The 26,062-nt window shown below is 67.8% G+C and carries 31 protein-coding genes and 1 tRNA gene; 11 read left to right on the forward strand and 21 right to left on the reverse strand.

Annotated elements, in window-relative coordinates:
* Positions 1 to 100: 100 nt before the first annotated feature.
* The 8 genes from thiL to ACMT1E_RS01320 form a co-directional block, all read right to left on the reverse strand.
* Positions 101 to 991: a thiamine-phosphate kinase gene (gene thiL, locus ACMT1E_RS01285; protein ID WP_414901729.1), complete on the reverse strand. Its 891-nt coding sequence runs from the start codon at positions 989 to 991 to the stop codon at positions 101 to 103.
* A 16-nt stretch (positions 992 to 1,007) separates the two neighbouring features.
* Complete coding sequence (gene nusB / locus ACMT1E_RS01290; RefSeq protein WP_414901731.1) at positions 1,008 to 1,460, reverse strand: transcription antitermination factor NusB; 453 nt, start codon at positions 1,458 to 1,460, stop codon at positions 1,008 to 1,010.
* 107 nt (positions 1,461 to 1,567) lie between these two features.
* Entirely contained in the window at positions 1,568 to 2,860 is a 1,293-nt protein-coding gene (gene hisD, locus ACMT1E_RS01295; protein WP_414901733.1) for a histidinol dehydrogenase, read from the reverse strand.
* Positions 2,861 to 3,140: 280 nt separating this feature from the next.
* Positions 3,141 to 3,788 (reverse strand): ATP phosphoribosyltransferase, encoded by a 648-nt coding sequence (gene hisG, locus ACMT1E_RS01300; protein WP_414901735.1) that lies wholly within the window; start codon positions 3,786 to 3,788, stop codon positions 3,141 to 3,143.
* A gap of 54 nt (positions 3,789 to 3,842) precedes the next feature.
* Complete coding sequence (locus ACMT1E_RS01305; RefSeq protein ID WP_414901737.1) at positions 3,843 to 4,745, reverse strand: alpha/beta fold hydrolase; 903 nt, start codon at positions 4,743 to 4,745, stop codon at positions 3,843 to 3,845.
* A gap of 64 nt (positions 4,746 to 4,809) precedes the next feature.
* Complete coding sequence (locus tag ACMT1E_RS01310) at positions 4,810 to 5,709, reverse strand: pirin family protein (RefSeq protein WP_414901739.1); 900 nt, start codon at positions 5,707 to 5,709, stop codon at positions 4,810 to 4,812.
* Positions 5,702 to 6,184, reverse strand: coding sequence for an NUDIX hydrolase (locus ACMT1E_RS01315; protein WP_414901740.1), 483 nt, complete (start codon positions 6,182 to 6,184; stop codon positions 5,702 to 5,704). Before ACMT1E_RS01315 ends, ACMT1E_RS01310 begins: the two co-directional genes overlap by 8 nt.
* A complete protein-coding gene (locus ACMT1E_RS01320; protein ID WP_414901741.1) occupies positions 6,181 to 6,474 on the reverse strand; it encodes a BolA family protein in 294 nt (97 codons plus the stop codon). The genes ACMT1E_RS01315 and ACMT1E_RS01320 overlap by 4 nt, the downstream gene beginning before the upstream one ends.
* A gap of 40 nt (positions 6,475 to 6,514) precedes the next feature.
* Between ACMT1E_RS01320 and ACMT1E_RS01325 the strand changes: the two genes are divergently transcribed.
* Entirely contained in the window at positions 6,515 to 7,117 is a 603-nt protein-coding gene (locus ACMT1E_RS01325; RefSeq protein WP_414901742.1) for a J domain-containing protein, read from the forward strand.
* Positions 7,118 to 7,187: 70 nt separating this feature from the next.
* Here the strand turns inward: ACMT1E_RS01325 and ACMT1E_RS01330 are convergent, their stop codons facing one another.
* Positions 7,188 to 7,550, reverse strand: a complete 363-nt coding sequence (locus tag ACMT1E_RS01330; protein ID WP_414901743.1) for a DUF1428 domain-containing protein — start codon at positions 7,548 to 7,550, stop codon at positions 7,188 to 7,190.
* Between the two features lie 169 nt (positions 7,551 to 7,719).
* Between ACMT1E_RS01330 and cobS the strand changes: the two genes are divergently transcribed.
* Both cobS and cobT read left to right on the forward strand, forming a co-directional pair.
* Positions 7,720 to 8,727 carry a cobaltochelatase subunit CobS gene (gene cobS, locus ACMT1E_RS01335; protein WP_414901745.1) on the forward strand — a complete coding sequence of 336 codons (1,008 nt, stop codon included), beginning with the start codon at positions 7,720 to 7,722 and terminating at the stop codon, positions 8,725 to 8,727.
* Positions 8,728 to 8,735: 8 nt separating this feature from the next.
* Positions 8,736 to 10,562, forward strand: coding sequence for a cobaltochelatase subunit CobT (gene cobT, locus ACMT1E_RS01340; protein ID WP_414901746.1), 1,827 nt, complete (start codon positions 8,736 to 8,738; stop codon positions 10,560 to 10,562).
* Between the two features lie 146 nt (positions 10,563 to 10,708).
* Here the strand turns inward: cobT and ACMT1E_RS01345 are convergent, their stop codons facing one another.
* Complete coding sequence (locus ACMT1E_RS01345; RefSeq protein ID WP_414901748.1) at positions 10,709 to 11,095, reverse strand: glycine zipper 2TM domain-containing protein; 387 nt, start codon at positions 11,093 to 11,095, stop codon at positions 10,709 to 10,711.
* A 149-nt stretch (positions 11,096 to 11,244) separates the two neighbouring features.
* Here ACMT1E_RS01345 and ACMT1E_RS01350 point away from each other — a divergent pair, with 149 nt between their 5' ends.
* Positions 11,245 to 12,291 carry an esterase-like activity of phytase family protein gene (locus tag ACMT1E_RS01350; RefSeq protein ID WP_414901749.1) on the forward strand — a complete coding sequence of 349 codons (1,047 nt, stop codon included), beginning with the start codon at positions 11,245 to 11,247 and terminating at the stop codon, positions 12,289 to 12,291.
* On the opposite strand, the gene rpmB is transcribed toward ACMT1E_RS01350, so the two are convergent.
* Complete coding sequence (gene rpmB / locus ACMT1E_RS01355; protein WP_414901750.1) at positions 12,278 to 12,562, reverse strand: 50S ribosomal protein L28; 285 nt, start codon at positions 12,560 to 12,562, stop codon at positions 12,278 to 12,280. The genes ACMT1E_RS01350 and rpmB overlap by 14 nt on opposite strands.
* A gap of 319 nt (positions 12,563 to 12,881) precedes the next feature.
* Here rpmB and ACMT1E_RS01360 point away from each other — a divergent pair, with 319 nt between their 5' ends.
* The 3 genes from ACMT1E_RS01360 to ACMT1E_RS01370 are packed head-to-tail and all read left to right on the forward strand — an operon-like array spanning position 12,882 to position 16,452.
* Positions 12,882 to 14,042: a PepSY-associated TM helix domain-containing protein gene (locus tag ACMT1E_RS01360; protein WP_414901752.1), complete on the forward strand. Its 1,161-nt coding sequence runs from the start codon at positions 12,882 to 12,884 to the stop codon at positions 14,040 to 14,042.
* A complete protein-coding gene (locus ACMT1E_RS01365; RefSeq protein ID WP_414901754.1) occupies positions 14,039 to 14,272 on the forward strand; it encodes a hypothetical protein in 234 nt (77 codons plus the stop codon). The genes ACMT1E_RS01360 and ACMT1E_RS01365 overlap by 4 nt, the downstream gene beginning before the upstream one ends.
* Positions 14,269 to 16,452, forward strand: a complete 2,184-nt coding sequence (locus tag ACMT1E_RS01370; RefSeq protein ID WP_414901756.1) for a TonB-dependent receptor — start codon at positions 14,269 to 14,271, stop codon at positions 16,450 to 16,452. Before ACMT1E_RS01365 ends, ACMT1E_RS01370 begins: the two co-directional genes overlap by 4 nt.
* A 35-nt stretch (positions 16,453 to 16,487) precedes the next feature.
* Here the strand turns inward: ACMT1E_RS01370 and ccoS are convergent, their stop codons facing one another.
* From ccoS to ccoN, 8 genes are read right to left on the reverse strand one after another with little or no spacing between them, the layout of a single operon-like run.
* Entirely contained in the window at positions 16,488 to 16,637 is a 150-nt protein-coding gene (gene ccoS, locus ACMT1E_RS01375; protein WP_414901757.1) for a cbb3-type cytochrome oxidase assembly protein CcoS, read from the reverse strand.
* Entirely contained in the window at positions 16,634 to 18,850 is a 2,217-nt protein-coding gene (locus tag ACMT1E_RS01380; RefSeq protein WP_414901758.1) for a cation-translocating P-type ATPase, read from the reverse strand. The genes ccoS and ACMT1E_RS01380 overlap by 4 nt, the downstream gene beginning before the upstream one ends.
* Positions 18,847 to 19,632, reverse strand: coding sequence for a DUF2189 domain-containing protein (locus ACMT1E_RS01385; protein WP_414901760.1), 786 nt, complete (start codon positions 19,630 to 19,632; stop codon positions 18,847 to 18,849). The genes ACMT1E_RS01380 and ACMT1E_RS01385 overlap by 4 nt, the downstream gene beginning before the upstream one ends.
* A gap of 22 nt (positions 19,633 to 19,654) precedes the next feature.
* The gene (locus tag ACMT1E_RS01390) at positions 19,655 to 19,837 is read right to left on the reverse strand and encodes a hypothetical protein (RefSeq protein WP_414901761.1); all 183 of its coding nucleotides are present in this window, start codon (positions 19,835 to 19,837) and stop codon (positions 19,655 to 19,657) included.
* Positions 19,834 to 20,709: a cytochrome-c oxidase, cbb3-type subunit III gene (ccoP, locus tag ACMT1E_RS01395; RefSeq protein WP_414901762.1), complete on the reverse strand. Its 876-nt coding sequence runs from the start codon at positions 20,707 to 20,709 to the stop codon at positions 19,834 to 19,836. Before ccoP ends, ACMT1E_RS01390 begins: the two co-directional genes overlap by 4 nt.
* A complete protein-coding gene (locus ACMT1E_RS01400) occupies positions 20,700 to 20,873 on the reverse strand; it encodes a cbb3-type cytochrome c oxidase subunit 3 (RefSeq protein WP_414901763.1) in 174 nt (57 codons plus the stop codon). The genes ccoP and ACMT1E_RS01400 overlap by 10 nt, the downstream gene beginning before the upstream one ends.
* Positions 20,870 to 21,613 (reverse strand): cytochrome-c oxidase, cbb3-type subunit II, encoded by a 744-nt coding sequence (ccoO, locus tag ACMT1E_RS01405; RefSeq protein WP_414901764.1) that lies wholly within the window; start codon positions 21,611 to 21,613, stop codon positions 20,870 to 20,872. Before ccoO ends, ACMT1E_RS01400 begins: the two co-directional genes overlap by 4 nt.
* 6 nt (positions 21,614 to 21,619) lie before the next feature.
* Positions 21,620 to 23,275: a cytochrome-c oxidase, cbb3-type subunit I gene (ccoN, locus tag ACMT1E_RS01410; RefSeq protein WP_414901766.1), complete on the reverse strand. Its 1,656-nt coding sequence runs from the start codon at positions 23,273 to 23,275 to the stop codon at positions 21,620 to 21,622.
* Between the two features lie 150 nt (positions 23,276 to 23,425).
* On the opposite strand from ccoN, the gene ACMT1E_RS01415 reads away from it, so the two are divergent.
* Positions 23,426 to 24,154: a Crp/Fnr family transcriptional regulator gene (locus ACMT1E_RS01415; RefSeq protein WP_414901767.1), complete on the forward strand. Its 729-nt coding sequence runs from the start codon at positions 23,426 to 23,428 to the stop codon at positions 24,152 to 24,154.
* A 142-nt stretch (positions 24,155 to 24,296) separates the two neighbouring features.
* Here ACMT1E_RS01415 and ACMT1E_RS01420 read toward each other — a convergent pair whose 3' ends face one another.
* A complete protein-coding gene (locus ACMT1E_RS01420; protein ID WP_414901768.1) occupies positions 24,297 to 24,551 on the reverse strand; it encodes a BrnA antitoxin family protein in 255 nt (84 codons plus the stop codon).
* 38 nt (positions 24,552 to 24,589) lie between these two features.
* On the opposite strand from ACMT1E_RS01420, the gene ACMT1E_RS01425 reads away from it, so the two are divergent.
* Together ACMT1E_RS01425 and ACMT1E_RS01430 are read left to right on the forward strand one after the other, a co-directional pair.
* The gene (locus tag ACMT1E_RS01425) at positions 24,590 to 24,736 is read left to right on the forward strand and encodes a hypothetical protein (RefSeq protein WP_414901769.1); all 147 of its coding nucleotides are present in this window, start codon (positions 24,590 to 24,592) and stop codon (positions 24,734 to 24,736) included.
* Positions 24,737 to 24,742: 6 nt separating this feature from the next.
* Positions 24,743 to 25,075, forward strand: coding sequence for a hypothetical protein (locus ACMT1E_RS01430; RefSeq protein ID WP_414901771.1), 333 nt, complete (start codon positions 24,743 to 24,745; stop codon positions 25,073 to 25,075).
* A gap of 80 nt (positions 25,076 to 25,155) precedes the next feature.
* Here ACMT1E_RS01430 and ACMT1E_RS01435 read toward each other — a convergent pair.
* Positions 25,156 to 25,232, reverse strand: a tRNA-Met gene (locus tag ACMT1E_RS01435).
* Positions 25,233 to 25,352: 120 nt separating this feature from the next.
* Here ACMT1E_RS01435 and ACMT1E_RS01440 point away from each other — a divergent pair.
* Positions 25,353 to 26,009 carry an epoxyqueuosine reductase QueH gene (locus tag ACMT1E_RS01440; protein WP_414901773.1) on the forward strand — a complete coding sequence of 219 codons (657 nt, stop codon included), beginning with the start codon at positions 25,353 to 25,355 and terminating at the stop codon, positions 26,007 to 26,009.
* Positions 26,010 to 26,062: the final 53 nt, after the last annotated feature.

Below are 26,062 nucleotides of genomic sequence, written 5' to 3' on the forward strand. Positions count from 1 at the left end.
GACCCGAGGGCGGCATCCGCGTCTTTTATGCCGTCATATGTATAGGGGCCGATTTTTCGATTTGACAAGCGAATGGCACGGCCGGGGTCGGCGGCGGGTGTCAGCCGTGCAGATAGCCGAGCCGGGCGGGAAGCGGCACTGGTTCGCCGCCATCGGTGAGCGCCAGTCCGCTGCCTGTCGCGAACCGGCCGATGCGGGTGGCGGCGACAGGGACGGCGCGGTCGGGCGCGAGAGCGAACAGCAATTGATAATCGTCGCCAGCGGTGGCGGCGTCGCCGACGGCCAGCCCTTCCGCCCGTGCCACATCCGACAGCGGCACAGCGTCAAGGGCGAGGGTGAGGGCAAGGCCGCTCGCCGCCGCCATTCGCGCCGCATCGAGCAGCAAGCCGTCGGACACGTCCATCATCGCGCTGACATGCGGTGCGAGCGCGCGGCCATCGGCAAGGCGGGGGACCGGGCGGCGATAGGCGGCGATCGGCGCCGCAGGTTGGGTGCGGCCGGCGCGGAGCAGGGCGAGGCCAAGCCCGGCATCGCCGATCGTGCCGGTGACGTAGAGCGCGTCGCCCGCCCGCGCCCCGGCACGCGACGGGGCGACGGTGGCACGACCGATCGCGGTCAGGCCGAAGCTGCGCGGCGCCCCGGCCGGCATCGCCACCGTGTCGCCGCCGAGCAGCGGCAGGGCGAAATGCGCCAGCGCCGCGCCCAGCCCGTCGACGAAGGCGGCGTTCCACCCGGCGTCACCGCTTAGTCCGGCGCCGAGCAGGCAACCGACCGGTTCCGCCCCCTTGGCGGCCAGGTCCGACAGGTTGACCGCGACCAGTTTCCACGCAACGTCGGCGGGAGGGTCGTCGGCAAGGAAATGTACGCCGGCGACGATCATGTCGTGGGTCAGAACCAGATCGCCGAGCACCGCCGCGTCGTCGACAAGCCCACGTGCCGCCGGGTCGGTGGCGAGGGTGCGCAGCGCGGCGATGAAAGCGGCTTCGTTCATCGCCCGCCGCGCGCGGTCACGGCCGCGCCTGCTTCGCCACCGCGTCGAGCAGGCCGTTGACGAAGCTGGTTTCCCGCTTGTCGTAGAACGCATGGGCGACGTCGACATATTCGCTGATGACCGCGGCGACGGGAATGTCGGCGCGCGCGAGCAATTCATAGGTGCCGGCGCGCAGTATCTGGCGCATCGGCCGGTCGAGTCGGTCGAGCGACCAGCCGGCGGCGAGGTGCGTGCCGATCAGCGTGTCGATTTCGTCGCGGCGAGCGATCGCGCCCTTGACCACATCGTCGAAGAAATCGACCTCCGCCTCGGCATATTCGACCTCTTCGATCGTCGCGCCGAGACGATGGTGGTGGAATTCGTGGAGCAGCCGTGGCGGCTCGGTACCCTCCATCTCATGCTGGTAGAGGGCCTGGACGGCGGCGAGCCGCGCCGCCGATCGGGACTGGGAACGGTTGGATTTAGTCATACTGCGCGTCCCCCTAGAGCCTTTTCGCGGCAGATGGAATTGCGCGTCCCGCTTTCGTGAGAGCCGGGTGGGGGTGTGCGGCAATTGTGGGGGAAGATGTCCGGCGGTCAGCCGTCCAGCCGGGCGGCGACCGAGGCGGCATGGGCCGGCAACCCTTCCGCTTCGGCCAGCGCCACCGCCGCCGGGCCGATTGCGGCGAGTGCGGCGGAATCGCAGGACAGGAAGCTGGTCCGCTTCATGAAATCGGTGACTGACAGGCCGGAGGAGAAACGCGCGCGCCGCCCGGTCGGCAGTACATGGTTCGGCCCGCCGACATAGTCGCCGACCGCTTCCGGCGTGTAGCGGCCGAGGAAAATCGACCCGGCATGGCGGACGGCGTCGAACAGCGGAGCCGGGTCAGCGACGGCCAGTTCCAGATGTTCCGGCGCCAGCCGGTCGACCAGCGGCGCCGCGTCGATCAGCCGTTCGACGACGATGATCGCGCCGTTGGCCTGCCAGCTGGCCCGTGCGGTCGCTTCGGTGGCGAGGGTAGGCAGGCGGCGTTCGACCGCCGCCGCCACCGCATCGGCGAAGCCGGCGGCGTCGGTGAACAGGATCGATTGGCTGGTCGGGTCGTGTTCGGCCTGGCTCAGCAGGTCGGCGGCGATCCAATCCGGATCGTTATCCGCATCGGCGACGACGACAATTTCGCTTGGCCCGGCGACCATGTCGATGCCGACGACGCCGAAAAGCTGGCGCTTCGCCTCTGCCACCCAGGCGTTACCCGGACCGGTGATGACGTCGACCGGCGCGATGCGCGCGGTGCCGTAGGCGAGGGCGGCGATCGCCTGGGCGCCGCCGATCCGCCAGATTTCGTCAATACTGGCGATTTCCGCCGCGGCGAGGACCAGCGGATTGAGCGCCCCGTCCGGTGCCGGCGTGACCATCGCCAGCCGCGCGACCCCGGCGACCCGCGCCGGTATGGCGTTCATCAGCAGCGAACTGGGATAGGCGGCGCGGCCGCCCGGCACATACAGCCCGGCGGCATCGACCGGGCGCCAGCGCGCGCCGAGGCGGACGCCGGCGGCGTCGACCGAATCGCTATCCGCCGGCTTTTGCGCGGCGTGGTAGGCGGCGATGCGCTGGGCGGCGAGATCGAGCGCGCGGCGCAGGTCCGGCGACAGGCCGTCGAGCGCGGCGCGGCGCTCCGCAGCGGGCACGGTCCAGCCCGCTGTGTCCGGATCGAAACGGTCGAAGCGGCGGGTATAGTCGGCAACCGCTGCGTCGCCATTGGCGCGGACCGCAGCGATGATCGCCGCGACATCGCGGGAGACATCGGCATCCGCTTCGCGCCGGGCGTTGACCAGCGCGGTGAAGGCGGCCGCGAAATCCGAGGCGGTGGCGGTGAGGCGCTGGGTCATGGGCGGGCGCGGTTGGGCTGGAGCGTGGTGGGTCCCTCGACTTCGCTCGGGATGGACGGAGATGTGGGGGTGTTGGTGGGGGTGGCGTGTCCCTTGGCTGCGGTCGGGATGCGCGGGGGTGTTGGGGTGTTGGTGGAGCGGCGGCGGGATTGTGCGTCCCTCGACTGCGCTCGGGATGGACGGGTTTGGAAGAAGGCTGTGCTATTCCGGGCGACGGAAGGGGCAGGGCCGGGCACCGTCCCGTCCATCCCGAGCGTAGTCGAGGGGCGCACGAGGGGGGTCATGCCGCTGCCTTGCGGAACGCCTCGACCAGCGGTGCCACCTCGGCCGCGCGCAGCTTGAACGCGGCACGGTTGACGATCAGGCGGGCGGAGACTTCGGCGATCACCTCCACTTCGACCAGCCCGTTCTCCTTCAGCGTGCGGCCGGACGAGACGAGGTCGACGATACGGGAAGCGAGGCCGAGGGTGGGGGCGAGTTCCATCGCGCCGTTCAGCTTGACGCATTCGGCCTGGATGCCCTGCGCCTCGAAATGGCGGGCGGTCAGATGCGGGTATTTGGTGGCGATGCGGACGTGGCTGCGTTCGCGCTGTTCCGTCGCGGCGAGGCCGACCGGTTCGGCGATCGAGATGCGGCAGCGGCCGATGCCCAGATCGACCGGCGCGTAAAGTTCCGAATAGTCGAATTCGAGCAGCACGTCGGAACCGACGACGCCGATCTGCGCCGCGCCGTGGGCGACAAAGGTCGCGACGTCGAACGCGCGGACCCGGATCAGCGAAATCGTCGGATGGTTGGTCGAGAAACGCAGCGCCCGGCTGTCGGGATCGGCGAAGGCGGCTTCCGGCTCTATCCCGACCTGGGCGAGCAGCGGCAGCGCTTCGTCAAGGATGCGGCCCTTCGGCACGGCGATGATCAGTGGCGCGGACATGGCCGCGCGGCTTTACGGGCAGCGCGGGGCGAGGGCAACCGGGTGCGCGCCACCTCAGGCGGCGGGGCGGGCCGAAAGAAAGGCGCGGATCGCGCGGTTGACCGGTTCCGGGGCTTCCCAGGTCAGGAAATGGCCGGCGTCGACACGGACCAGCGTCAGATCGTCGACCAGCCCGTCCAGCCCCTCCAGCTGACAGGGGAGCAAGGCGGCGTCGCGAGTGCCCCAGACGACCAGCGTCGGCACCGTTACCGGCGGGAACGGCGCGTCGATAAACGCCGGGCGCTCGACCGTTTCATCCGGCGCCGGCACGACGACGGCCGCGGCGCGGTACCAGTTGAGCATGCCGGTCAGCGCCCCCGGCTGGCCCCATTCGGCGAGGTAGGCGGCGCGGTCTTCGGCGGCGATGCGGGTGAGGTCGGCATGGTTGCGGAAGCTGGTGTCGAAGAAGGTGCCGAGGCCCATCGCGGTGATCGCCGCCTCCATGCCCGGATCGCGAAAGGCGCGGATATACTGGCTGGCGGCACGCTGGGCGGGATCGTCGATCAGCGTGCGCTGGAAGATCAGCGGGTGTGGGGCATTGAGGATGACGAGGCGGGCGATGCGGTCCGGTCGGGCAAGTGCCGCCGCCCAGGCGACCGCGCCGCCCCAGTCGTGGCCGACAAGGGTGAAGCGGTCGATGCCGAGCGTATCGGCAAGGGCGAGCAGATCGGCGATCGGCTGGGCGGTATGATAGGCGTCGACCGCCTCGGGCTTCGACGAGCCGGCGAAGCCGCGCTGGTCCGGCGCGACGACGAAATGGTCGCGGGCCAGTTCCGTCATCTGGTGGCGCCAGGTGCGCGCCGATTCAGGGAAACCGTGCAGGAAGATCAGCGCGGCGCCGTCCTCCGGCCCGCCGAGAGTGACGTCCAGCGTCACGCCGGTGGGGAGGGGAATGCGCCTGCGTTCGAGATCGATCATGCGGACGGTCCTTTCCCGGCGGCTGAGCTACGCGATCATGCGACCGGTTTACGCAAACGGCAAGTCAGGGATAGCTGACCGTTTTCGGCACTTCCGGGATCGGGATGAATTCCTTGTCGTCGCCCGGCACCGTCGGGAAGCGGCCGGCTTTCCAGTCTTCCTTCGCCTGGTTGATCCGATCACGATCCGACGAGACGAAGTTCCACCAGACGTGGCGCGGGGTGGCGAACGCTTCCCCGCCGCACAGCATGACCCGGCCGCCCTGTTCCGAGCGCAGCGTCGCGGCGGCGCCGGGGCGCAGCACGTACATCGTCTGCGGCTCCAGCGGCTGGCCGTCGAGGCTGGCATCGCCAAGCGCGACGTAGAGCGCGCGCTCGTCGGCGCCGGCGTCGATCGGGATGGTGCCGCCGGGGGCGAGCAGGATGTCGGCGTAGATCGTCTCCGCATGGCAGGTGGTCGTAGCCGTCTGGCCCCACAGCGTGCCCATGATGACCCGCGCCGACACGCCGTCGTCTTCGACCAGCGGCAGATCATCCGCCGCGACATGTTCGAAGGCAGGGGCGATCTCTTCCTTGCCGTCGGGCAAGGCGAGCCAGGTCTGGATTCCGGAGAGGTCCGGTCCGATGGCGCGCTCTGCGGACGGAGAGCGTTCGGAATGGACGATGCCGGTGCCGGCGGTCATCAGGTTGACCGCGCCCGGCGTGATCGTCGCGAAGGTGCCGAGCGAATCGCGGTGGTCGATCGCGCCGTCGAACAGGTAGGTGACGGTTGCCAGGTTGATATGCGGATGGGGGCGGACGTCGATGCCCTCGCCGACCGGGAAGCTGGCCGGGCCCATCTGGTCGAAGAACACGAACGGGCCGACCATTGTGCGCGGCCGCGACGGCAGGGTGCGGTGGACCTTGAACCCGCCAAGGTCGTGGCTGGTCGGCGTTATGGTCTGGATGACGATGTCTTCAACCACGGTCTGAACTCCATTCTCGTGCGTCCCAGCCCGGCGCCACGGCGTCGAGCATAGCAACGATATCGGCCGGGAAAACCGGCTCAGTGGGGGCGGCCAGTTCGGCGCGGGTCCACCAGTGCAGCCCGGTCATCACCCGAAGCTCCAGCGGCGTCAACGCTGCCCGGCTGATCGTCCGGTCCGGCACGCGCAGCAGATAGTAGCGTTCGTCGGCGACCACCGGCTCGCCTTCGACGGTGGTGAAGCGGGCGCGGCGGCGCGCCACTTCCGGTCCCGGATCGAGGCTGAGGCCGGTTTCCTCGAACAGTTCGCGGCGGGCGGCGGTGGCGTGGTCCTCGCCCGGGTCGAGCGCGCCGCCCGGCGTCGCCCAGAACGGCGCCATCGCGATTTCCGGCACGAAACGGAACAGCAGCACCGACCCGGCCGGATCGACCATCAGGATCCGGGCCGCAGGACGTTCGCGCAGCGGCGCGGTCACAACCCCGCTTCCGCCGGGGTGCGGACCGCCATGGTCAGCGCGTGGACCCGGTCGGCGAGCAGATCGGCGAGGGCGCGGTTGACCATGCGTTGCCGTTCAACCCGGCCGAGGCCGGCGAAGGCGGCGCTGACCAGTTCGACCGAAAAATGCGATTCGCCGCGCGGATCGTGCCCGGCATGGCCGTGATGTTTGGCGCTGTCGTCGGTGACGACAAGGTGGACGGGGGCGAAGGCCGTGGTCAGCCGGGCGACGATCTCCGTCGCGACCGGCCCTCTCGATTGATCGGGCATCGGCCATATATAGGAGGTTTTTCGAGTACGGGGAGCCGGTTTGGCACGCAGCGGCGACGGCAGGGACAGGACGGCGACGCGCTTTCACGGCCGGGTGGAGGGCGCCGCCCCGCATTGCGCGGCGCCGGGATGCACGGCGGCGGGCGAGTTCCGCGCGCCGCCGGAGGGCGGGGCTGCAAGCGGCGACGCACCGCGCGCGTGGCGCTGGCTGTGTTTGGAGCATGTTCGCGCGTTCAATGCGAAATATAACTATTTCGCCGGGATGAGCCCCGACGAGATCGAGGCGGAACAGCGGCCCTATGCCGGGTGGGAGCGGGAGACGCGCGCCTTTGCCGCCAACGGATCGCCCGGCCCGCGCTGGGCCGATTTCACCGACCCGCTGGATGCGATCGGCGCGCGTTTCGGCCAGCGGGCAGCGACGGAACGCAAGGACGGCCGGCCGCTGTCCGGCGACGACCGGCGCGCGATGAAGGTGCTCGGTCTGGCGCCCGACGCCGACCGGCAGGCGCTGCGCCGTCGCTACACCGAACTCGTCCGGCGGTATCACCCCGACCGCAACGGCGGCGATCGCAGCCACGAACACAAGCTGCGCGAGGTGATTGCCGCCTATGACCGGCTGAAGGCGGCGCCGGCGTTCGCCTGACCATAGCGACGGTGGTCGGCCACCGAGGGGCTAATCGGGCACGCCGATCCGTTGCGATCAGGCGGCGGGATCAGTCGCTGCCGGTGTCGAGCAGGGTGGTGAAGCCGCCGAACACCAGGCGCTTGCCGTCGAAGGGCATCTCCTGCGGCCCGTCCTTCAGGCGCGGATCGGCCATCACCTTGGCATTGCCGGCGTCGCGCGCCGCCTTCGACGGCCAGACGATCCACGAGAATATGACATTCTCGCCTGATTGCGCCTGCACCGCGCGGCGGAAATCGGTGACCTTGCCGTCCGGCACGTCGTCGCCCCAGCATTCGACCACGCGGGTGGCGCCATGTTCGATGAAGATCGGCGCTGCCATCGCCGCCATCGCGCGATAGGCGTCGCGCTTGTCCTGCGGCACCGGTATGATGAAGCCGTCGATATAGCTCATCGCATCTCTCCTGCGGATTATATCGTCGGGCAACGCGCGGATGCCCGCCCGCGATCCGGGATTTTGGCGACTATTGTCGCCGTTTATGCGCAACCCCCTTCATTTTTGTGGCGTTTGGGGTGAAAGGGCAATCGACTGGCCCGCGGCGCGGGTGGATGAAAGACCGAGCATGACCGAGATTCCCAACACCCAGCCCGACAGCCGCGCCGAAACCGTGCTTGCCGCCCCGGACAGGACCGTCGACGCACGCGAACTGTTCGGCATCGACATCGACATGCAGGTGCCGGCGTTCAGCGAGGCGGACGAGCGGGTGCCGGACCTTGACCCCGCCTATGTCTTCGATCCCGACACGACGCTGGCGGTGCTCGCCGGCTTCGCCTTCAACCGGCGGGTGATGATCCAGGGCTATCACGGCACCGGCAAGTCGACTCACATCGAACAGGTGGCGGCGCGGCTGAACTGGCCGTGCATCCGCATCAACCTGGACGCGCATATCAGCCGTATCGACCTGGTCGGGCGCGACGCGATCGTGCTGAAGGACGGCCAGCAGGTGACGGAATTCCGCGAAGGCCTGCTGCCCTGGGCGTTGCAGACGCCGACGGCGCTGGTGTTCGACGAATATGACGCCGGGCGGCCGGACGTGATGTTCGTCATCCAGCGGGTGCTGGAGACCGAGGGCAAGCTGACCCTGCTCGACCAGAACCGGGTGATCCGGCCGAACCCGTGGTTCCGCCTGTTCGCCACGTCGAACACCGTCGGGCTGGGCGACACCACCGGCCTGTATCACGGCACCCAGCAGATCAACCAGGGCCAGATGGACCGCTGGAACATCGTCGTCACGCTTAACTACCTGCCGGCGGCGGTCGAGTCGCAGATCGTCCTCGCCAAGTCCGGCGAATATGATTCGCCCGATGGCAAGAAGCTGGTCGAGAACATGGTGAAGGTCGCCGAACTGAGCCGTGCCGGCTTCGTCGCCGGGGATATTTCGACGGTGATGAGCCCGCGCACGGTTATCACCTGGGCGCAGAACGCGCTGATCTTCAAGGATGTCGGTTTCGCGTTCCGCCTGTCCTTCCTCAACAAGTGCGATGAGGCGGAGCGGCCGCTGGTCGCCGAGTATTATCAGCGCGTGTTCGGCAAGGACCTGCCCGAAAGCGTGGCCAAGAAGGCAAGCTGACCGCGCCGATGGCGGAACAGACCCCCCTCGATCAGTTTCGTCAGGTGCTGGGCGGCGCCGCCCGCGCGCTGTCCGGCGAGCCGGAGGTCGAGCTGGCCTACACCGCCGACGCGCCGACCGCGGCGGGCAAGCACATCAAGGTGCCGATGCCGGCGCGCGGCCTGCCGCCGGAACAGGTGGCGGAGGCGCGCGGCTTTGCCGACGGTTTCGCGCTACGGCTGAAGCACCATGACCCGGCGCTGCACGCCCGCGGGGTTCCGGCGGAAGCGGTGGCGCGCGCGGTGTTCGACGCGGCGGAAACCGCGCGGGTCGAGGCGCTTGGCACCCGGGCGATGGCGGGGGTGGCGGACAATCTGGATTCGGCGCTGGCGGTGCGGTTGCGCGCCGACCCGATCACGCGCGCCCGCAGCCGGGACGAGGTGCCGCTGTCGACCGCCGTCAGCCTGCTGGTTCGCGAGCGGCTGACCGGGCGGCCGGTGCCGGCGGTCGCCGCCAGCGGCATGGCGATGGTGCGCGACTGGATCGAGGAGAAGGCCGGAAAGGGCCTTGATTCGCTGGCGCTGGCACTGGACGACCAACGCGCGTTTGCGACTCTGGCCAACCGATTATTGCAGGATTTGGAGCTGGTCGACGGCGAGGTGTCGCCGGACGATACGCCCGACGAAAACGACGAAAGCGACGGTGAGGACCAGGACGAAGGCGAGGACGGCGACGAGGGCGATGAGTCCGCCAGCGCCGCCGGCGATGTCGACGCCCGCGCCGACGCTGAGGATTCGGCGGACAGCGATGCCGAGGGCGACGACCCCGGCGAGGAAAGCGGCGACGAGGGCGATGAGGGCGGCGACGGCGAGGAAGGCATGCTGCCGGTGCGGCCGAACCGCCCGCCGGCCGATTTCACCCCCGATTTCGACTATCAGCCCTATACCACCCGTTTCGACGAGATCGTCGTGGCCACCGACCTGTGCGACGAGGACGAACTGGTGCGGCTGCGCGCCTATCTCGACCAGCAACTGGTTCACTTGCAGGGCGCGGTGACCAAGCTGGCCAACCGGTTGCAGCGGCGCTTGATGGCGCAGCAGAACCGGAGCTGGGATTTCGACCAGGAGGAGGGGCTGCTCGATGCGGCGCGGCTGGCCCGTGTCGTCGTCAACCCGACCCATTCGCTCAGCTACAAGATGGAGCGGGACACCGATTTCCGCGACACCGTCGTGACGCTGCTGATCGACAATAGCGGGTCGATGCGCGGCCGGCCGATATCGATCGCCGCGATCAGCGCCGACATATTGGCGCGCACGCTGGAGCGGTGCGGCGTGCAGACCGAGATTTTGGGCTTCACCACCCGCGCGTGGAAAGGCGGGCAGGCGCGCGAGGAATGGCTGGCCGCCGGCCGTCCGACCCATCCCGGCCGGCTGAACGACCTGCGCCATATCGTCTACAAGAAGGCGGAGGAGCCGTGGCGGCGGGCGCGCAAGGCGTTGGGCCTGATGATGCGCGAAGGGCTGTTGAAGGAGAATATCGACGGCGAGGCGCTGCTCTGGGCGCATAGCCGGTTGATCGCCCGGCCGGAGGAACGGCGCATCCTGATGGTGATTTCCGACGGCGCGCCGGTCGACGATTCGACCCTGTCGGTCAATTCCGGGACCTATCTGGAAAAGCATTTGCGCCAGGTGATCCACTGGATCGAGAACCGGTCGCCGGTGGAGCTGTGCGCGATTGGCATCGGCCACGACGTCACTCGCTATTATGCGCGGGCGGTGACGATCATGGACGCCGAGCAACTGGGCGGGACGATGGTGGAGCAGCTTGCCGCGCTGTTCGACACCGAACCGCGTTAGGGTTTGTCGGCCTTAGGCGGATCGGTGCCGTTCTACCGACAAACAAAGGGCCGAGGTCCGAAGACCCCGGCCCCCTTTCCCCCGGCTACGCTACTGGGAGGAAAGCAACCCTCGATACGCGACCCGAGGGATGAAAGGATGGCGGTTCAGCAGCGGCGGGGGCTGTCGGCCCGGTCGATCGCCCGGCCCGCCAGGGCGCCGACGCCGGCGCCGATGATCGCGCCCGCCGTCTTGTCACCGTGCCGCCCGACCACTTCGTTGCCGAGCAGGCCGCCGGCGATCGCGCCGATGATCGTTCCGCCGGTGCCGCTGTCGCAACGATAGCTGTTGCGGTAGCCGCGATAGGCGCGGCGGTCCTGATAGCGGTAACCGCGATAGTGGTTACCGCCGTTATAGTAATTCCCGTTGTAATAGCCGCGATCATAACCCCGGTCGTAACCGCGATACTGGGGACGAGCCTCCGCGGAGGCGGGGATCACAGCGCCGGCCGTCATCGCGATGGCCGCGCCGATCATGCTCAGCTGCTTGATCATTTCCAACTCCTCCAGTCTGCGCCGGCGGTTGCCCGTCGACAGGGCCTTGATGGACCGATTCGCTTGAGTGGGTCCTGAACACGGGTGTTAGCTGCCGTTCAGCTTGGTAAATGCGCTTCCCCGTCCGGCCGGGCGCGGTAGAAGCGGACGTGGCCCGTTTCCTGACCCCGGTCCTGCTGCTGCTCGTTGGCGTCGGCGACTATGCCGGCGAACCGGCGCGGCCGCTGATCGGCCCCGGCGCACCGATCGGCACGATGGCGGTGCCGCTTGTTCCCGGCGATCCGGCTGTCCGGCGGGTCGGGGCGCTGACTTTCGTCGCGGGATGGCAGTTGACCAGCGCGGACCCGGCATTTGGCGGGGTATCCGCCATGGCGGTGGCCGGTCGGCGCTTCACCCTGTTGAGCGATGCCGGCAGCGTGATGGCGTTCGACCTGGACGAGAAGGGGCGCGCGAGCCGCGTCCGCTTTACCGACCTGTCGACCGGGCCGGGGGTTGGCTGGTCGAAGGACGACCGGGACACCGAGTCGCTGGCGATGGACCCGGCGAGCGGCCGCGCCTGGGTCGGCTATGAAGGATTCAACCAGATCTGGCGCTATGCACCGGGTTTCACGCGGGCGGAGGCGGCGGTCGCGCCGCCCGAAATGGCGGACTGGCCGACCAATTCAGGCGCGGAGGCGATGGCGCGGCTGCGGTCCGGCCGGTTTGTCGTCATCGCCGAGGCGCCGGGCGCGGACGGAACCCATGCCGGGTTGCTGTTCGCCGGCGACCCGACGCGGGGCGAGCGGCCGGTGCGTTTCCGTTATGCCGCGCCGCGCTGGTACCGGGTGACCGACATGGCGGAACTGCCCGACGGGCGGCTGCTCATCCTGCACCGCAACGTCAACCCGCGCCGCGCCCGATTCGGCTGGCGGGACGGACGGGTGACGCTGGTCGCCGGGGTGTCGGCGCTGGTGACCGCGATCGATCCGCGCGCGATCACGCCGGGCATGCGGCTGATGTCGACCGAGGTGGCGCGAATCGGCCCGCCGCTCAATGTGGAGAATTACGAGGCGATGGCGGTGACGCAGGAAGGCGGCCGGACGATGGTATGGATCGCCTCGGACGACAATTTCGCCTGGTATCAGCGAACCCTGCTGATGCAGTTCGCACTCGACCCGGCGGTGCCGGGCCGGGCGGCGCGGGTCAGGCGGCCTTAGCCTTCGCCACTTCGCGCTTCAGCCGCCGGGCGCGCAGGCTGAGCTTTTCGTCGTTGGTCTTGAGCAGCCAGTTGTCGAGGCCGCCGACATGTTCGACCGAGCGCAGGCCGTGAGTCGACACGCGCAGCCGCACGCTGCGGGCCAGCGTGTCCGACATCAGCGTGACATTCTGCAGATTCGGCAGGAAGGTCCGCTTGGTCTTGTTGTTGGCGTGGGAAACATTGTGCCCCACCTGCCGGCCCTTGCCGGTCAGTTCGCAGATACGCGCCATGTCATTCGTCCTGAATTTCGGGTTGCCCGGAAAGCGCTGGCCGATACCGGAGAAGCACCGCGCGGTCAACCGGATGGTGGCGCCGGGCCGGCGAGAGGCCGCGCGACATAGCGCGCGGCACCATAGGCGGTCGAGTGGCACGACGCCACCACCCGATAGCCGCACGGTATCCGGGGCTGAGGGTGGGGGTGGCGCTCGAAAACCCTCGCTGGCTGGCCCTCGCTGATTTTGCGTTGCGGCGAGGCGTCATTGCCAAGCCCGGCGCGGAGGTATAGAGCACAATGAGAATTACTCGCAATAGCAGAGCTGCTCCGTCCCTGTGAACACGCGTTCGATCCGCGCCTGGTATCTGGTCCATAAATGGACCAGCCTTGTCTGCACGCTGTTCCTGCTGATGCTGTGCCTGACCGGCCTGCCGCTGATCTTCCACGACGAGATCGACGCGTTGAGCGGCGATCAGGTGACGATGGCCGGTCTGGCTTCGTCCGGCGACGGGCCGGGACTGCTGCCGCTCGACACGATGCTGGCGAAGGCGCTCGCCGCCCGGCCCGGCGAGGTGCCGGTGCTCATGGCGTTCGACAATGAATCGCCGGTGCTGACCGTCACCACCGCGCCGCGCCCGGATTCGCCGGCCAGCGCCATGACCATCCAGCTGTTCAACCGGGCAACCGGCGCGCCGGCGGGCCAGGTCGACGAACAGGGTGTGATGCCGTTCCTGCTCCAGCTTCATACCGACATGTTTCTTGGCCTGCCGGGCATGCTGTTTCTGGGGGCGATGGGGCTGCTGTTCGTCGCGGCGATCGTTTCCGGCGTCGTCCTCTACGCGCCGTTCATGCGCAAGCTTCGCTTCGGCACGCTGCGGCTGGCACGCAGCGCCCGGCTCAAATGGCTCGATTATCACAATCTGCTCGGCATCGTCGTGCTGGCGTGGATGACGGTCGTCGGGCTGACCGGGGTGATCAACGCGCTGGCGACGCCGATCATCCAGATCTGGCAGATGAACGAACTGGCGGAGATGACCCGCGCCTATCAGGGGCGTTCAGCCTTGCCGCCGGCGCGTTATGGCTCGCTCGACACCGCGATGGCGGCGGCGCGCAAGGCGATACCCGGCAATAACCCGCAATTCATCGCCTTTCCCGGCGGAGCGTACAGCAGCAAGCATCACTATGCCGTTTTCTTCCAGGGGACGACGCCGCTGACCGAGCGTGCGCTGACCCCGGCGCTGATCGATGCGGAGACCGGACGGCTGACCGACGTGCGGCCGATGCCCTGGTACACGCTGGCGCTGACCTATTCGCAGCCGCTGCATTTCGGCGACTATGGCGGCTTGCCGCTGAAGCTGCTGTGGGCGGCGTTGACCCTGTTCACCATCGTCGTGCTCGGGTCCGGCCTTTACCTCTGGCTCGGCCGCCGCCGCGCGCCGTTGGAGACGCGGGTGCGGGAAGTCGAAGCCGGCGGGCTGCCGGTGCCGGCCGAATGAAGCGGCACCAGTCCAACCGCGCGATTTTCGCCGCGCCGGTCGTCATAGCGGCGGTCAGCCTGTTCGGGCTGGTTGCGGCGCTGACCGGCGACGGCCTGCGCGACATGGCGTCGTGGATCGGGCTGGCCGTGCCGGTCGCCGTCATCGCCTGGGCGCGCCGCCGGGCAGGATCATCGGAACCAGACAGCGCGCAACGACGCGCACCGGGAAAAAAGGGGACTTTATCATGACCATGTTTCGCCGACGCACCGTGACCCGGCTGACCGTCGCCGCCGGGGTGGTGGCGCTCGCCGCCCCCGCCGTCGCGCAGGACGACATCATCGTCACCGCGCAGCGCGGCAACCAGACGGAGGTCGCCCGCGGCGGTAGCCTGGGCATATTGGGCGACAAGGCGGCGGAGGACGTACCGTTCGCGGTCAAGAGCTACAACAGCGCGCTGATCCTGAACCAGCAGCCGCAGACCTTGGGGCAGGTGCTGGAAAACGACCCGTCGGTCCGCACCTCCTACGGTTTCGGCAACGCGGCGGAGCAGTTCATCATCCGGGGTTTTGCCCTGTTCGGCGACGATGTCGGCCTCGACGGCCTGTACGGCATCGCACCGCGCCAGCTGATCGCGCCCGAACTCTATGATTCGGTGCAGGTGTTGAACGGCTCCAGCGCTTTCCTGAACGGCGCGGCGCCGTCCGGCTCCGGCCTTGGCGGCAGCGTCAACCTGATGCCCAAGCGCGCCGGCACGCGGCCGCTGACCCGCCTGACCGCCAACTTCACGTCGGACGCGCATATCGGCGGCAGTTTCGACGTCGCGCGCCGGTCGGGCGACGTCGGCTTGCGGATCAACGGCGTGGGGCGGTCGGGCGACGTCTCGATCGATGGCGAGTTTCGCAGCACTTATACGCTGGGTGGCGCGCTCGATTACGACGGCGGCCCGCTGCGGCTGTCGCTGGACCTCGGCTATCAGCGGGTGAAGGTCAGGGGGCTGCGGCCGAAGGTCACCGTCGGCACGACGGTTATCCCACGGGTGCCGAAGGCCGACAGCAACTATGCGCAGCCGTGGACCTATACGACGCTGCGCGACGTGTTCGGCATTGTGAAAGCCGAATACGACGTCGCCGACAATGCGATGCTCTATGCCTCGTTCGGCGCGCGCGACGGGATGGAAGACGGGATTTACGGCGGGATTACCATATTGGATGCGGCAACCGGCGCGGCCAACGGCAACGCCCTGTATGTTCCGCGCACCGACAATAACGAAGCGGCGCAGGCCGGATTGCGCGTCAAGCTGGGCGAACGGGTGACCCATGAGATCAATTTCGGCGGGGCGATCAACTGGCAGGTCAACCGCAACGCCTATGATTTCCTGTACGGTCCCGGCTTCGCGGGTTTCGACACCAACCTCTATAACGCGACGCCGGTCGCGATCCCGAGTTCCGCGCTGGTCGGCGGCGATCTCGACGACCCGTTCCCGATCAGCCGCACCCGCCTGACCAGCCTGTTCGCGTCGGACACGATCGGCCTGTGGGACGACCGCATCCTGGTCACCGTCGGTCTGCGCCTGCAGGCGATCCGGGCGAAGGGCTATGCAGCCAACGACAGCACGATCTTCGATCCGGTGCCGTTCAGCGCCGGCGACCTGATCAGCGAATATAACGAGGACGCGGTGACCCCGGCCTTCGGCCTGGTCATCAAGCCTATTGAGGGCCTGTCCTTCTATGCCAACCGGATGCAGGGTTTCGAGAAGCCGGACGCCGCGCCCGCCAGCATCGGCGGCGTCGCGGTCAGCAATTCCGGTGCGCTGTTCGCCCCGGTCAAGAGCAAGCAATATGAACTGGGCGCCAAATACGGCACCGGCCGGTTCAATGCGTCGATCGCGCTGTTCCAGATCGACCGGCCGCGCCCGTCGGCGGTGGCCGACCCGGCCGACCCGACCCGGGCGGTTTACGGCCTGTTCGGCGAACAACGGAACAAGGGCGTCGAACTGAGCGTCGACGGCGAGCTGACGGAAGGGCTGCGCCTGATCGCCGGTGCGTCGCTGGTCGACGCCAAGCTGCGCCGGACCTATGGCGGGGTCAATCAGGGCAATGACGCGCCGGGCGTGCCGGAATATCTGGTCAACGCCAATGTCGAATGGGACATGCCCTTTGTCCCCGGCTTCACGATGACCGGCCGCGTCGTCCACACCGGCAAGCAGGCGGCGAACGAGGCCAATACCCTGACCCTGCCGTCATGGACGCGGTTCGACCTGGGCGCCCGCTATGTCGCGGTGGTTGCCGACAAGCCGCTGACCCTGCGGTTCAGCGTCGATAACGTCGCGAACAAGCGGTACTGGGCGTCGGCGTTCGACACGTTCCGGCCGGACCTGCTGCAGGGCGCGCCGCGTACCTTCAAGGCGTCGGCGTCGATCGATTTCTGATCGGCGGGGCCGGTGCCGCCCGAACGGAACAAACTCTATTCCGGGTCGCTGTCGTCGAACAGAATGCGTTCGGCCGCGCCGTCCAGGTCCTCGTACTGGCCGGCGCGCAGCGACCAGAAGAAGGCGGCGAGGCCGAGGCAGCCGAGGCCGATCGAGATCGGCAGTAGCAGCCACAGCATGTTCATTGCGCCGCCGCCGCGATGCGGGGCGGGGCGGCTGTTCCGACGCGCCGTCGCCCGGCGCCGCGCGCGGGGCGCAGGCGCAGCGCGTTGGCGACGACGATGATGGAGGAACCGGACATCGCCAGCGCGGCGATCAGCGGCGTGACGAAGCCGGCGATCGCGACCGGCAGCGCGATCAGGTTGTAGATGACCGCGAGCGCGAAATTCTCTCGCACCAGCCGCCGCGCGGCAACGGATATGGCGAAGGCGAAGGGCACCGCGTCCATATCCGGACGCAGGAATACGAAGTCGGCGGCCTGCCGCCCGACATCGGCGGCGGTCGCCGGAGTCATCGAGACATGGGCGGCGGCGAGGGCCGGGGCGTCGTTCAAACCGTCGCCGACCATCAGCGCCTTGTGGCCCCGCCCGGCGAGCGCCCGGATATGGGCGGTCTTCTCGCCCGGCAGCATCTCTGCATGGACGGTGGCGATACCAAGCGCGTCGGCCAGCCGCGCGACCGGCACAGCGCGGTCGCCGGACAGCACCGCCAGCGACAGGCCGGCACCGCGCAACGCCGCCACCGCATCGGCGGCGCCCGGGCGGCTGTCGTCGTCGAAGCGGAAGGCGGCGACGAAACGACCGTTCAGGGTCAGCAGCGTTTCCGCCGCGTCGCCGGCGTCATGGCCTTCGCCTTCGCCGTCGATTGCCCATCCGGCCCGGCCCAGCCGCCATGCGCCGCCGTCGACCGTCGCTTCCAGGCCGAGGCCGGGCTTTTCGACGACGCTGTGGAAGTCGGGTGACGGGCTTCCGGCGAAGGCGGCGAGCGCGCGCGAATAGGGGTGGCGCGAATGGGCGCCCAGCGCCGCGGCGATCGCCAGATGATCGGCAGAGACGCCGTCGCGGCGCAGGGTCGGTTTGCCGAGCGTCAGCGTGCCGGTCTTGTCGAACAGCACGGTATCGACCTCGCCCAGCCGTTCCAGCGCCGAGCCGTCCTTCATCATGATGCCGCGTTCGTAGAGGCGGCGCGCGGCGATGACATGGACCATCGGCACGGCAAGGCCGAGCGCGCACGGACAGGTGATAATCAGCACGGCGACGGCGACGGTGACGGCGCGGTGGGCGTCGCCGGTCGCCAGCATCCAGCCGATGAAGCTGAGCAGCGCCGCGCTGTGGACCACCGGGGCGTAGAGCCGGGCGGCGCGATCGGCGAGCCGGCGGTAGCCGGAACGACCGGATTCCGCCGCTTCCATCAGCCGCACCATCTCCGCCAGGAAGGAATCGTCGGCGATCGCGTCGGCGCGGATGGTGAGTGGCCCGGTCAGGTTCAGGGTGCCGGCGCGCAGCACCGATCCGGCGGCGACCGCTTGTGGCGCGCTTTCCCCGGTCAGCAGCGCGCAATCGAGGTCGGACCGGCCCGACAGTACCGTCGCGTCGACGGGCACCCGTTCACCGGCGGCGAGCAGGATCGTCATTCCCGGCGCGATGTCCTCGGTCGGGGTGTAGCGCTGGCTGCCGTCTTCTTCGACGACCATCGCGCCATAGGCGGCGAGCCGGCTCAGCCCCTTGACGGCGGTGCGCGCCCGTTCGCGCATCACATGGTCGAGCGTCCGGCCGATCAGCAGGAAGAACAGCAGCGAGATCGACGCGTCGAAATAGGCGTGCGGCTGGTGGTGCAGCGTGTCGTACAGGCTCATCCCGAAGGCAAGCAGCACGCCGATCGAGATCGGCACGTCCATGTTGGTCTGGCCCCGGCGCAGCGCGCGCCAGGCGGACGCGAAGAAAATGCGGCCGGAATAGGCGAGGGCGGGCAGCGCGATCGCCGCCGATATCCAGTGGAACAGGTCGCGCGTTTCGCCGGTGGCGCCCGACCAGACCGAAACGGACAGCCCCATGATGTTCATCGCCGCGAATCCGGCGACGGCAAGGGCGCGGATCAGCGTGGAGAGCGTCGCGTCAGGCCGGTCATCCGCACCGTGCTGGAGATGGGCTTCATACCCCATACCCTCCAGCGTTTCGCGCACCGGCGGCGGGCCGTCGGCGGCGCGCCAGCGCACGGTGACGCGCCTGGTCGACAGGTTGACCCGGGCCTGGGCGATGCCCGGAAGGGCGGTCAGCGCCTGTTCGATCCGCCGGATGCAGCCGCCGCAATGGATGCCGGGGACGGCCAGTTCATTTTGCCGAAGGCCGTCGGGCAGAGCGCGGCTGGCGAGCAGCAGCTCATCGCCGCCGTGGCTCATCGCACGGCTTCATAGGCGTGCCATGTCGCGTGCCCGAGCAGCGGGAACACCAGGATCAGCCCGACGAGGCCGGTGGCGAGGCTGAACAGAAACAGGGCGAGGACGATCGCCCCCCAGACCAGCATCACCGGCAGGTTGTGCCACACCATCATCCAGCTCGTGCCCATCGCGGTCAGCGCATCGATCCGCCGGTCGAGCATCATCGGGATCGAAAAGGCGGAGATCGCGAAGGAAAAGGCGGCGAACAGCCCGCCGATCAGGCTGCCGACGATCAGCATCGCCCCGCCGACCGGCGTCGTGAACAGCATCGTCACGATATGGTCGAGGCCGGGGAAGGGCCGGACGCCGAAAAACAGCGCGTAGAGCAGCACCGCCGCGCGCATCCACAGCATCATCAGCAGGCAGAGCAGCGCCCCGGTGAACAGGATTTGCCCGCCGGACGCGACCTGCGGCGCAACCATGCCGGCCAGCGATACCGGTTCGTCGCGCGCCAGCCGCCGGCTCTTGTCGTACAGGCCGAGCGCCAGGAACGGGCCGACGACCATGAAGCCGGCCAGCGCCGGGAACAGGATGTAATCCCATTGCAGCAGAACGAGGCCGAGGGTGATCGCCAGCGACAACAGGAAAACGAACAGGCCGTAGGCCAGGCTAGGCCCCGGATTGGCCCACAGGTCGCGCCAGCCGGCGCTGAGCCAGCCGAACGCATCGCCCGGCCGCAGGACGCGGTCATGGCGGCGTGCCCGTGGCAGTGGGGGGACGGTAGGCGGAATGACAACCATCATGCTCTCCCGTTCTGACCGGCCATCAGCATGACGGCTTGGCCGCGGCGAAGCGGCCTGGCGTCGGCCCCGCGCTGTCGGCGCGAAGATGGGCGACGCAATCCGGCTGGGTGGTCAGCGCAACATAGATCATGTGCCCGTTGGCGGCGAGCAGGACCAGGCCCGCGACCGCCAGCACCGCCAGCACCACGGGCCGTGACAGGCTCATTTGGCTGCCGACCGATCGAGCACGTAGAGCGTCAGGATCTTGCGATCGGTATCGCTCAGCCGTTCGTTCCAGGCCGGCATTTCGCCCTGACGACCGCCGTGGATGCTGGTGTAGATCGCGTTGGCGTCGCCGCCGAATATCCACGCCTTGTCGGTCAGGTCGGGTGCGCCGAGCGCCTGGTTGCCGCGCCCGTTGTCGCCGTGGCAGACGGTGCAGTTGGCGTCGAACACCGCCTTCCCCGCGGCGACCGAGCGGGCCGCGCTTTTGGCGACCGCCGGATCGGACAGAGAGCGGACATAGTCGGTGACCGCGAGCACCTGATCGTTGGTCAGAATCTGGTCGCGGCCGAAGGCAAGCATCTGACTGACCCGGCCTTCGGCATGGCCGTTGTTGATGCCGAAGGCGATGGTGTGCGCGATCGCGTCCGGCGTGCCGCCCCATAGCCAGTCCTGGTCGGTCAGGTCGGGATAGCCCGGCCCACCCCTGGCATTGGCGCCGTGGCAGGCGGCGCAATTGTCGCCGAACAGCGCGTGGCCGCGCTCGCGCACTGCCTGCATCAACTGCGGGTCGGCCTGGATCGCGGCGTAGTTCAGCCCGGCGATCCGGCGCGTCCATTCGGAGCGTTCGAGCTGGGCCTGCCTGACCTTTTCGGTGACCGCGCTGCGGGCATCGGCGCCGAGCAACCCCTTGGTATAGCTGCGTCCCGTCGGCCAGGCGGGCATCAGCACCCAATAGACGATGCCGAACAGCGCTGTCGCGATCAGGAAGAACCATACCGGCCACGGCACCGGAGTGTTCAGTTCCTTGATGCCGTTCCATTCATGACCGGTGGTCATGTGGCCGGTCAGCGGATCGCGCTCGCCTACAGACACGGTGTGTCCTCACTATCCTCGAGAATGGCGTTGGCGGCGCGGTCGAACCTTTCCCGGTTCGACGGCCACAGCGCATAGGTCAGCGCGGCCAGCGACAGGCCGATCAGGTAGAACAGTCCGAACGACTTGGAGAAGCCGACCAGGATATGGTGGTCGAAGATCATTTCGCGGGCGCCTCCGCCGTTGCCGGCGCCGGCTTGTGCGCGGCGTCGGTCAGTTTGCCGAGGATCTGGAGATAGGCGACCAGCGCGTCCATTTCGGTCACCACCGGCTTGTTGCCGTCAAAGGCGCGGACATGGGTTGCCTCGCCATAACGCTCGGTCAGGCCGCTGACGCCATCGCCGTCCGGGTTGGCCTGGGCCAGCGCGTCGGCTTCGGCATTGGCGATCTGCGCGTCGGTATACGGCACGCCGACCGTGCGCTGGGCCGCCAGATGCTTGCCGAGGTCGTCGGTACGCAGCCGGTTGCGGGCCAGCCAGCCATAGGCCGGCATTACCGATTCCGGCACGACGTCCCGCGGGTTGATCAGGTGGGCGACCTGCCAGGCATCCGAATACTTGCCGCCGATGCGCGCGAGGTCCGGCCCGGTGCGCTTCGACCCCCATTGCATCGGATGATCGTATTTGGATTCGACCGCCAGCGAATAGGGGCCGTAGCGTTCGACGTCATCCTGCAGGGTGCGGATCATCTGCGAATGGCAGGCGTAGCAGCCCTCGCGGATGTAGATGTTGCGGCCCGCCAGTTCGAGCGGGGTGTAGGTCCGCATGTCCGGCGCCGCCTCAACCGTGTCGTCGATGGTGAACAGCGGTGCGATCTCGACCAGGCCGCCGATGCTGGCGACCAGCATGATGCCGAGGGCGAGGCCGATCGACTTGCGTTCAAGCTTGTAGTGGGTGGAGAACATGGGACCTTATTCCGCCGGCTGGAGGCTGGGCGCCGGCGCCGCCGGCAACGGGGTTTCCTGCCCGGTGGCGCCGGATTCCTCCGCGCCCTGACGGATCGTCATCCAGATATTGTAGCAGCCGACGATCGCGCCGAGCAGGAACAGCAGGCCGCCGATCGCCCGCGCGATATAATAGGGGTGCATCGCGACCAGCGAGTCGGTGAACGAGTAGGCGAGGGTCCCGCTCTCGGTATAGGTGCGCCACATCAGGCCCTGAATGATGCCCGAGTTCCACATCGCGAAAACGTAGACCAGGGTCCCCGCCAGGGCGAGCCAGAAGTGGACTTCCACCAACGCCGGCGAATACATCCGCTTGCGTTTCCACAGCGATGGCACCGTGGCGTAGAAGGCGCCGAAGATGATCATCGCCACCCAGCCGAGTGCACCGGCGTGGACATGGCCGACCGTCCAGTCGGTATAGTGGGACAGCGAGTTGACCGCACGGATCGCCATGAACGACCCTTCGAAGGTCGACAGGCCGTAGAATACCGCCGCGATCATCATGAAGCGCAGGGTCGCGTCGTCGCGCACCTTGTCCCACGCGCCGTTCAGGGTGAGCAGCGCGTTCGCCGCCGCGATCCACGACGGGACCAGAAGGGTCAGCGAGAAGGTCATGCCCAGCGTCTGCACCCACTGCGGCAGCGCGGTGTAGTGCAGGTGGTGGGACCCGGCCCACATGTAGAAGAAGGTGATGCCCCAGAAGCCGACGATCGACATGCGATAGGAATAGATCGGCCGCTCCGCCCGCTTCGGCAGGTAGTAGTAAAGCATGCCGAGGAAACCGGCGGTGAGGAAGAAGGCGACGGCGTTGTGGCCGTACCACCACTGGGTCATCGCATCCTGCACGCCGGAGAACAGCGAGTAGCTCTTGGCGCTGAGGAACGACACCGGCACCGCCAGCCCGTTGACGATGTGGAGGATGGCGACGACCAGGATGAACGCCAGATAATACCAGTTGGCGACGTAGATATGCGGCTCTTTGCGGCGCATCAGCGTGCGGATGTAGAGGATGAAATAGGTCACCCAGACGATGACCAGCCAGATGTCGGCATACCATTCCGGCTCGGCATATTCCTTCGACTGGGTAATGCCGATGAAATAGCCGGAAATGGCGAGGATGCAGAACAGGTTGTAGCCGATCAGCACGAACCACGGGCTGAGCTGGTCCGGCATCCGCGCCCGCGAGGTGCGCTGCATGACGTGGAAGGACGTGGCGATCAGCGCGTTGCCGCCGAAGGCGAAGATCACGCCGGTGGTATGGACCGGGCGCAGCCGGCCGAAACTGGCCCATGCCGCGTCGAACGTCAGTTCGGGATAGGCGAGCAGCCAGGCGACCCAGTCGCCGACGAACATGCCGAACACCGCCCAGACCATGGCGATGACAATGCCGGCCTTGGTCGGGCTGTCGTAATAGCTGCGCAGCCGCGACTCGGATGGTTCCGGCGCGGAATAGCCGGACGCGACCACGAACAGCATCACGATCGCGTAAAGCAGCACGATGAAGCCGTGGACGCCCAGCGGGTCGTTGCTGCCGCCGATGGCCATGATCATGCCGCACAGCGCAAGCAGGCCCGCTATCCCCATCGCGCGTTCGCGCTCGGCGACTGTCAGTTCAGAGACCATCTCGTCATCGCTCCGCTGCCCAATTACGCGTCGTTTCAGGCGATTGGGCGGCTGACGCCTAGCCCAAGCCGGCGGCGGTGTATTTGACCTGGATCAAATCTATGACCGGGCCGGCGCTGACAAGCGATGGCCGATCTGGCATGAGGCGGCATGGGCTATGTGGAACCGCATCTGGACGAGCGTTGCGCGGCCTGCGTGGTGCGGGATCAGGCGCTGTGCGCCAGCCTCGCCGACGATGAACTGTCGGCGCTGAGCGCGATCGGGCGGAGCCGCCCGCTGGCGCGCGGGCAGACGCTGATCTGGGCCGGAGACAGCAGTTCCGTCTGCGCCAACATCGTCACCGGCGTGCTAAAGATGGCGACGGCGACCGCCGACGGACGCGAGCAGATCGTCGGCCTGCTGTTCCCCGGCGATTTCGTCGGCCAGCCCTTTGTCGAGGAGGCGAGCCTGACCTTCGCCGCGCTGACCGATGCCAGCCTGTGCGTCTATCCGCGCGAGGGGTTCGTGGAGGTTCTGGCCGATTATCCGGCGCTGGAACGGCTGCTGCTCCAGCGGACGATGGCCGCGCTCGACGATGCCCGCGCGCGGATGCTGACGCTCGGCCGGCGCAGCGCGGGCGAAAAGGTCGCCGGCTTCCTGCTGGAACTGGGCAACCGCCTGCCGCGCCGCCCCGGCGCGCCCGCGGCCGCCGGTTATGTCTTCGATCTGCCGCTGGGCCGTGCCCAGATTGCCGATGTGCTTGGTCTGACCATTGAAACCGTCAGCCGGCAACTGACGCTGTTGCGGGCCAGCGGCGTGATTGCCCTGAGCGGCCGGCGCACCGTTGCGATCCATGAACCGACCCGCCTCAAGCGCCTGGCCGGTGCCGCCGGCGCCTGAGGCGTGAATCGCGACATGGTCGTGTGCGTGCTGGAAGAAGCGCTGCGCCGCTCAAGGACGAACGCGTCGCCGATCGGCAGGCAGCCGCACCAGTTGTGGACATACGTCCACAACTGAATTGGCTGGCGAGCTTCCGGCGGCTTCAACCCTGCGCGCGGCGCAGGGCCTCGTTCATGCGGCTCTGCCAGCCGGGGCCAGCGGCCTTGAACTTCGCGATGATGTCGCGATCGATTCGGAGCGACACCTGCACCTTGTTGGACCCGCGCGGGCGCCCGCCCTTCGATTTGGGGAAGGCGGCGGCCAGTTCGGGATATTCGTCGAGGGGGCGGGCCCCGGCGAAATCCGCCTCGGTCCATTCCGGGTTGTCGTGGTCGAAAGTGACGGGCTTCTTAGGCATGGCGTCTGACCTCCTTGGCGTGGGCGCGGCGTAGGCTGATGGCGCACACCGTCTGGCCCGCGCAGGGTGGCAGCGGCGCAATGCCAGGTCCCGTCGATGCGGCCGTAAACGCGGAACCGGGCTTCATCGAACCGATCATCGGCGACGACGATCGCGTCTTCCATGTCGGCGACGCGCGCCAGTGAGATGCCATGCTTGTCGCGGTTAATGGCGTCTTTCGCTGGATCGAACTCAATGTCCATATGGTTATTGTGGATACAATAACCCATGACGTCAACAGGTTTTCGTATCTACAATTCGGCGCCAGCGTATGGATATCCATATGCTGGCTCGGCCGGACAAATTGTCCGGGCAAGAGGCTTGCGACGCGTCACCATATGGTGACGACTGCAGTCGCGCTTGGCTGGGTGACCTTTTTTGGAATTTACCGAAAAACAGGCTGGGCGGCGAGCGGCCATGCTGCATCCGTGTTGCATGTAGCCGCCGGCACTCATTCAGAAACGGCGGAAATCCGAGAGAAATGACGCAACGCCAAGCAACATATGGCGGCGCTCAATCGGCACGCCTGTCAGCAATTAAGATATTGATATAAGTCGATTTTTGTTGGTAGCGGAGGAGGGACTTGAACCCCCGACACGCGGATTATGATTCCGCTGCTCTAACCAGCTGAGCTACTCCGCCCCGTCGGGCTTGCGCGGAGGCGGCCTATAGGCACCGCGCCAACGGCGGTCAACAGCGTCCGGTGCCGCTGGTTGGCCACCGGGGCTTTCGCCCGTCCGCCGCCACGGCTAAAGCGGCGCGATGAGCGATGTCGAGCGCCCGATCCTGACCCCGCCGGACGGCGCAGCCAAGGTGCTGCTGCACAGCTGCTGCGCGCCCTGTTCCGGCGAGGTGATGGAAGCGATGACCGCGAGCGGCATCGACTACACGATCTTCTTCTACAATCCGAACATCCACCCGAAGGAGGAGTATCTTCTCCGTAAGGAGGAGAATGTCCGCTTCGCCGAGAAGCACGGCATTCCGTTCGTCGACGCCGATTACGACACCACCAACTGGTTCAGGCGCGCCAAGGGCATGGAGTGGGAACCGGAGCGTGGCGCCCGCTGCACGATGTGCTTCGACATGCGGTTCGAGCGCACGGCGCTTTACGCGCATGAGCACGGCTTTCCGGTCATCACCAGTTCGCTCGGCATATCGCGCTGGAAGAACATGGCGCAGATCAACGATTGCGGTGAGCGGGCGGCGGCGCATTATCCCGGCATCGCCTACTGGACGTTCAACTGGCGCAAGGGCGGCGGCGCCAGCCGGATGATCGAGATTTCCAAGCGTGAGCATTTCTATCAGCAGGAATATTGCGGCTGCGTCTATTCACTGCGCGACACCAACGCCCATCGGGTCGCGCAGGGCCGCGACGAGATTCGCATCGGCGAGCTGTATTACGGGGACGACGGCGTCTGAGCGGCGGCCGCGCCGTTGCCCCTTGGACCCGGCAACTCGTCGCAACGAAATGT

The sequence above is a fragment of the Sphingomonas flavalba genome (genome assembly GCF_047553045.1).
In the GTDB taxonomy this organism is placed as follows: domain Bacteria; phylum Pseudomonadota; class Alphaproteobacteria; order Sphingomonadales; family Sphingomonadaceae; genus Sphingomonas_L; species Sphingomonas_L flavalba_A.

Bases quoted from the DNA above. Each gene is read 5' to 3' on its own strand.
- ACMT1E_RS01370 (WP_414901756.1), top strand. From the start codon at position 14,269: ATGACCATGTTTCGCCGACGCACCGTGACCCGGCTGACCGTCGCCGCC.
- ACMT1E_RS01305 (WP_414901737.1), bottom strand. From the start codon at position 4,745: ATGATCGATCTCGAACGCAGGCGCATTCCCCTCCCCACCGGCGTGACG.
- ccoO (WP_414901764.1), bottom strand. From the start codon at position 21,613: ATGTTCTCCACCCACTACAAGCTTGAACGCAAGTCGATCGGCCTCGCC.
- ACMT1E_RS01390 (WP_414901761.1), bottom strand. From the start codon at position 19,837: ATGAGCCTGTCACGGCCCGTGGTGCTGGCGGTGCTGGCGGTCGCGGGC.
- ccoN (WP_414901766.1), bottom strand. From the start codon at position 23,275: ATGGTCTCTGAACTGACAGTCGCCGAGCGCGAACGCGCGATGGGGATA.
- ACMT1E_RS01425 (WP_414901769.1), top strand. From the start codon at position 24,590: ATGGCGCACACCGTCTGGCCCGCGCAGGGTGGCAGCGGCGCAATGCCA.
- ACMT1E_RS01385 (WP_414901760.1), bottom strand. From the start codon at position 19,632: ATGATGGTTGTCATTCCGCCTACCGTCCCCCCACTGCCACGGGCACGC.
- ACMT1E_RS01430 (WP_414901771.1), top strand. From the start codon at position 24,743: ATGCTTGTCGCGGTTAATGGCGTCTTTCGCTGGATCGAACTCAATGTC.
- thiL (WP_414901729.1), bottom strand. From the start codon at position 991: ATGAACGAAGCCGCTTTCATCGCCGCGCTGCGCACCCTCGCCACCGAC.
- hisG (WP_414901735.1), bottom strand. From the start codon at position 3,788: ATGTCCGCGCCACTGATCATCGCCGTGCCGAAGGGCCGCATCCTTGAC.
- ACMT1E_RS01330 (WP_414901743.1), bottom strand. From the start codon at position 7,550: ATGAGCTATATCGACGGCTTCATCATACCGGTGCCGCAGGACAAGCGC.
- ACMT1E_RS01420 (WP_414901768.1), bottom strand. From the start codon at position 24,551: ATGCCTAAGAAGCCCGTCACTTTCGACCACGACAACCCGGAATGGACC.
- hisD (WP_414901733.1), bottom strand. From the start codon at position 2,860: ATGACCCAGCGCCTCACCGCCACCGCCTCGGATTTCGCGGCCGCCTTC.
- nusB (WP_414901731.1), bottom strand. From the start codon at position 1,460: ATGACTAAATCCAACCGTTCCCAGTCCCGATCGGCGGCGCGGCTCGCC.
- rpmB (WP_414901750.1), bottom strand. From the start codon at position 12,562: ATGGCGCGTATCTGCGAACTGACCGGCAAGGGCCGGCAGGTGGGGCAC.
- ACMT1E_RS01380 (WP_414901758.1), bottom strand. From the start codon at position 18,850: ATGAGCCACGGCGGCGATGAGCTGCTGCTCGCCAGCCGCGCTCTGCCC.
- cobS (WP_414901745.1), top strand. From the start codon at position 7,720: ATGACCGAGATTCCCAACACCCAGCCCGACAGCCGCGCCGAAACCGTG.
- cobT (WP_414901746.1), top strand. From the start codon at position 8,736: ATGGCGGAACAGACCCCCCTCGATCAGTTTCGTCAGGTGCTGGGCGGC.
- ACMT1E_RS01320 (WP_414901741.1), bottom strand. From the start codon at position 6,474: ATGCCCGATCAATCGAGAGGGCCGGTCGCGACGGAGATCGTCGCCCGG.
- ccoS (WP_414901757.1), bottom strand. From the start codon at position 16,637: ATGAACATGCTGTGGCTGCTACTGCCGATCTCGATCGGCCTCGGCTGC.
- ACMT1E_RS01365 (WP_414901754.1), top strand. From the start codon at position 14,039: ATGAAGCGGCACCAGTCCAACCGCGCGATTTTCGCCGCGCCGGTCGTC.
- ACMT1E_RS01400 (WP_414901763.1), bottom strand. From the start codon at position 20,873: ATGATCTTCGACCACCATATCCTGGTCGGCTTCTCCAAGTCGTTCGGA.
- ACMT1E_RS01415 (WP_414901767.1), top strand. From the start codon at position 23,426: ATGGGCTATGTGGAACCGCATCTGGACGAGCGTTGCGCGGCCTGCGTG.
- ACMT1E_RS01440 (WP_414901773.1), top strand. From the start codon at position 25,353: ATGAGCGATGTCGAGCGCCCGATCCTGACCCCGCCGGACGGCGCAGCC.
- ACMT1E_RS01345 (WP_414901748.1), bottom strand. From the start codon at position 11,095: ATGATCAAGCAGCTGAGCATGATCGGCGCGGCCATCGCGATGACGGCC.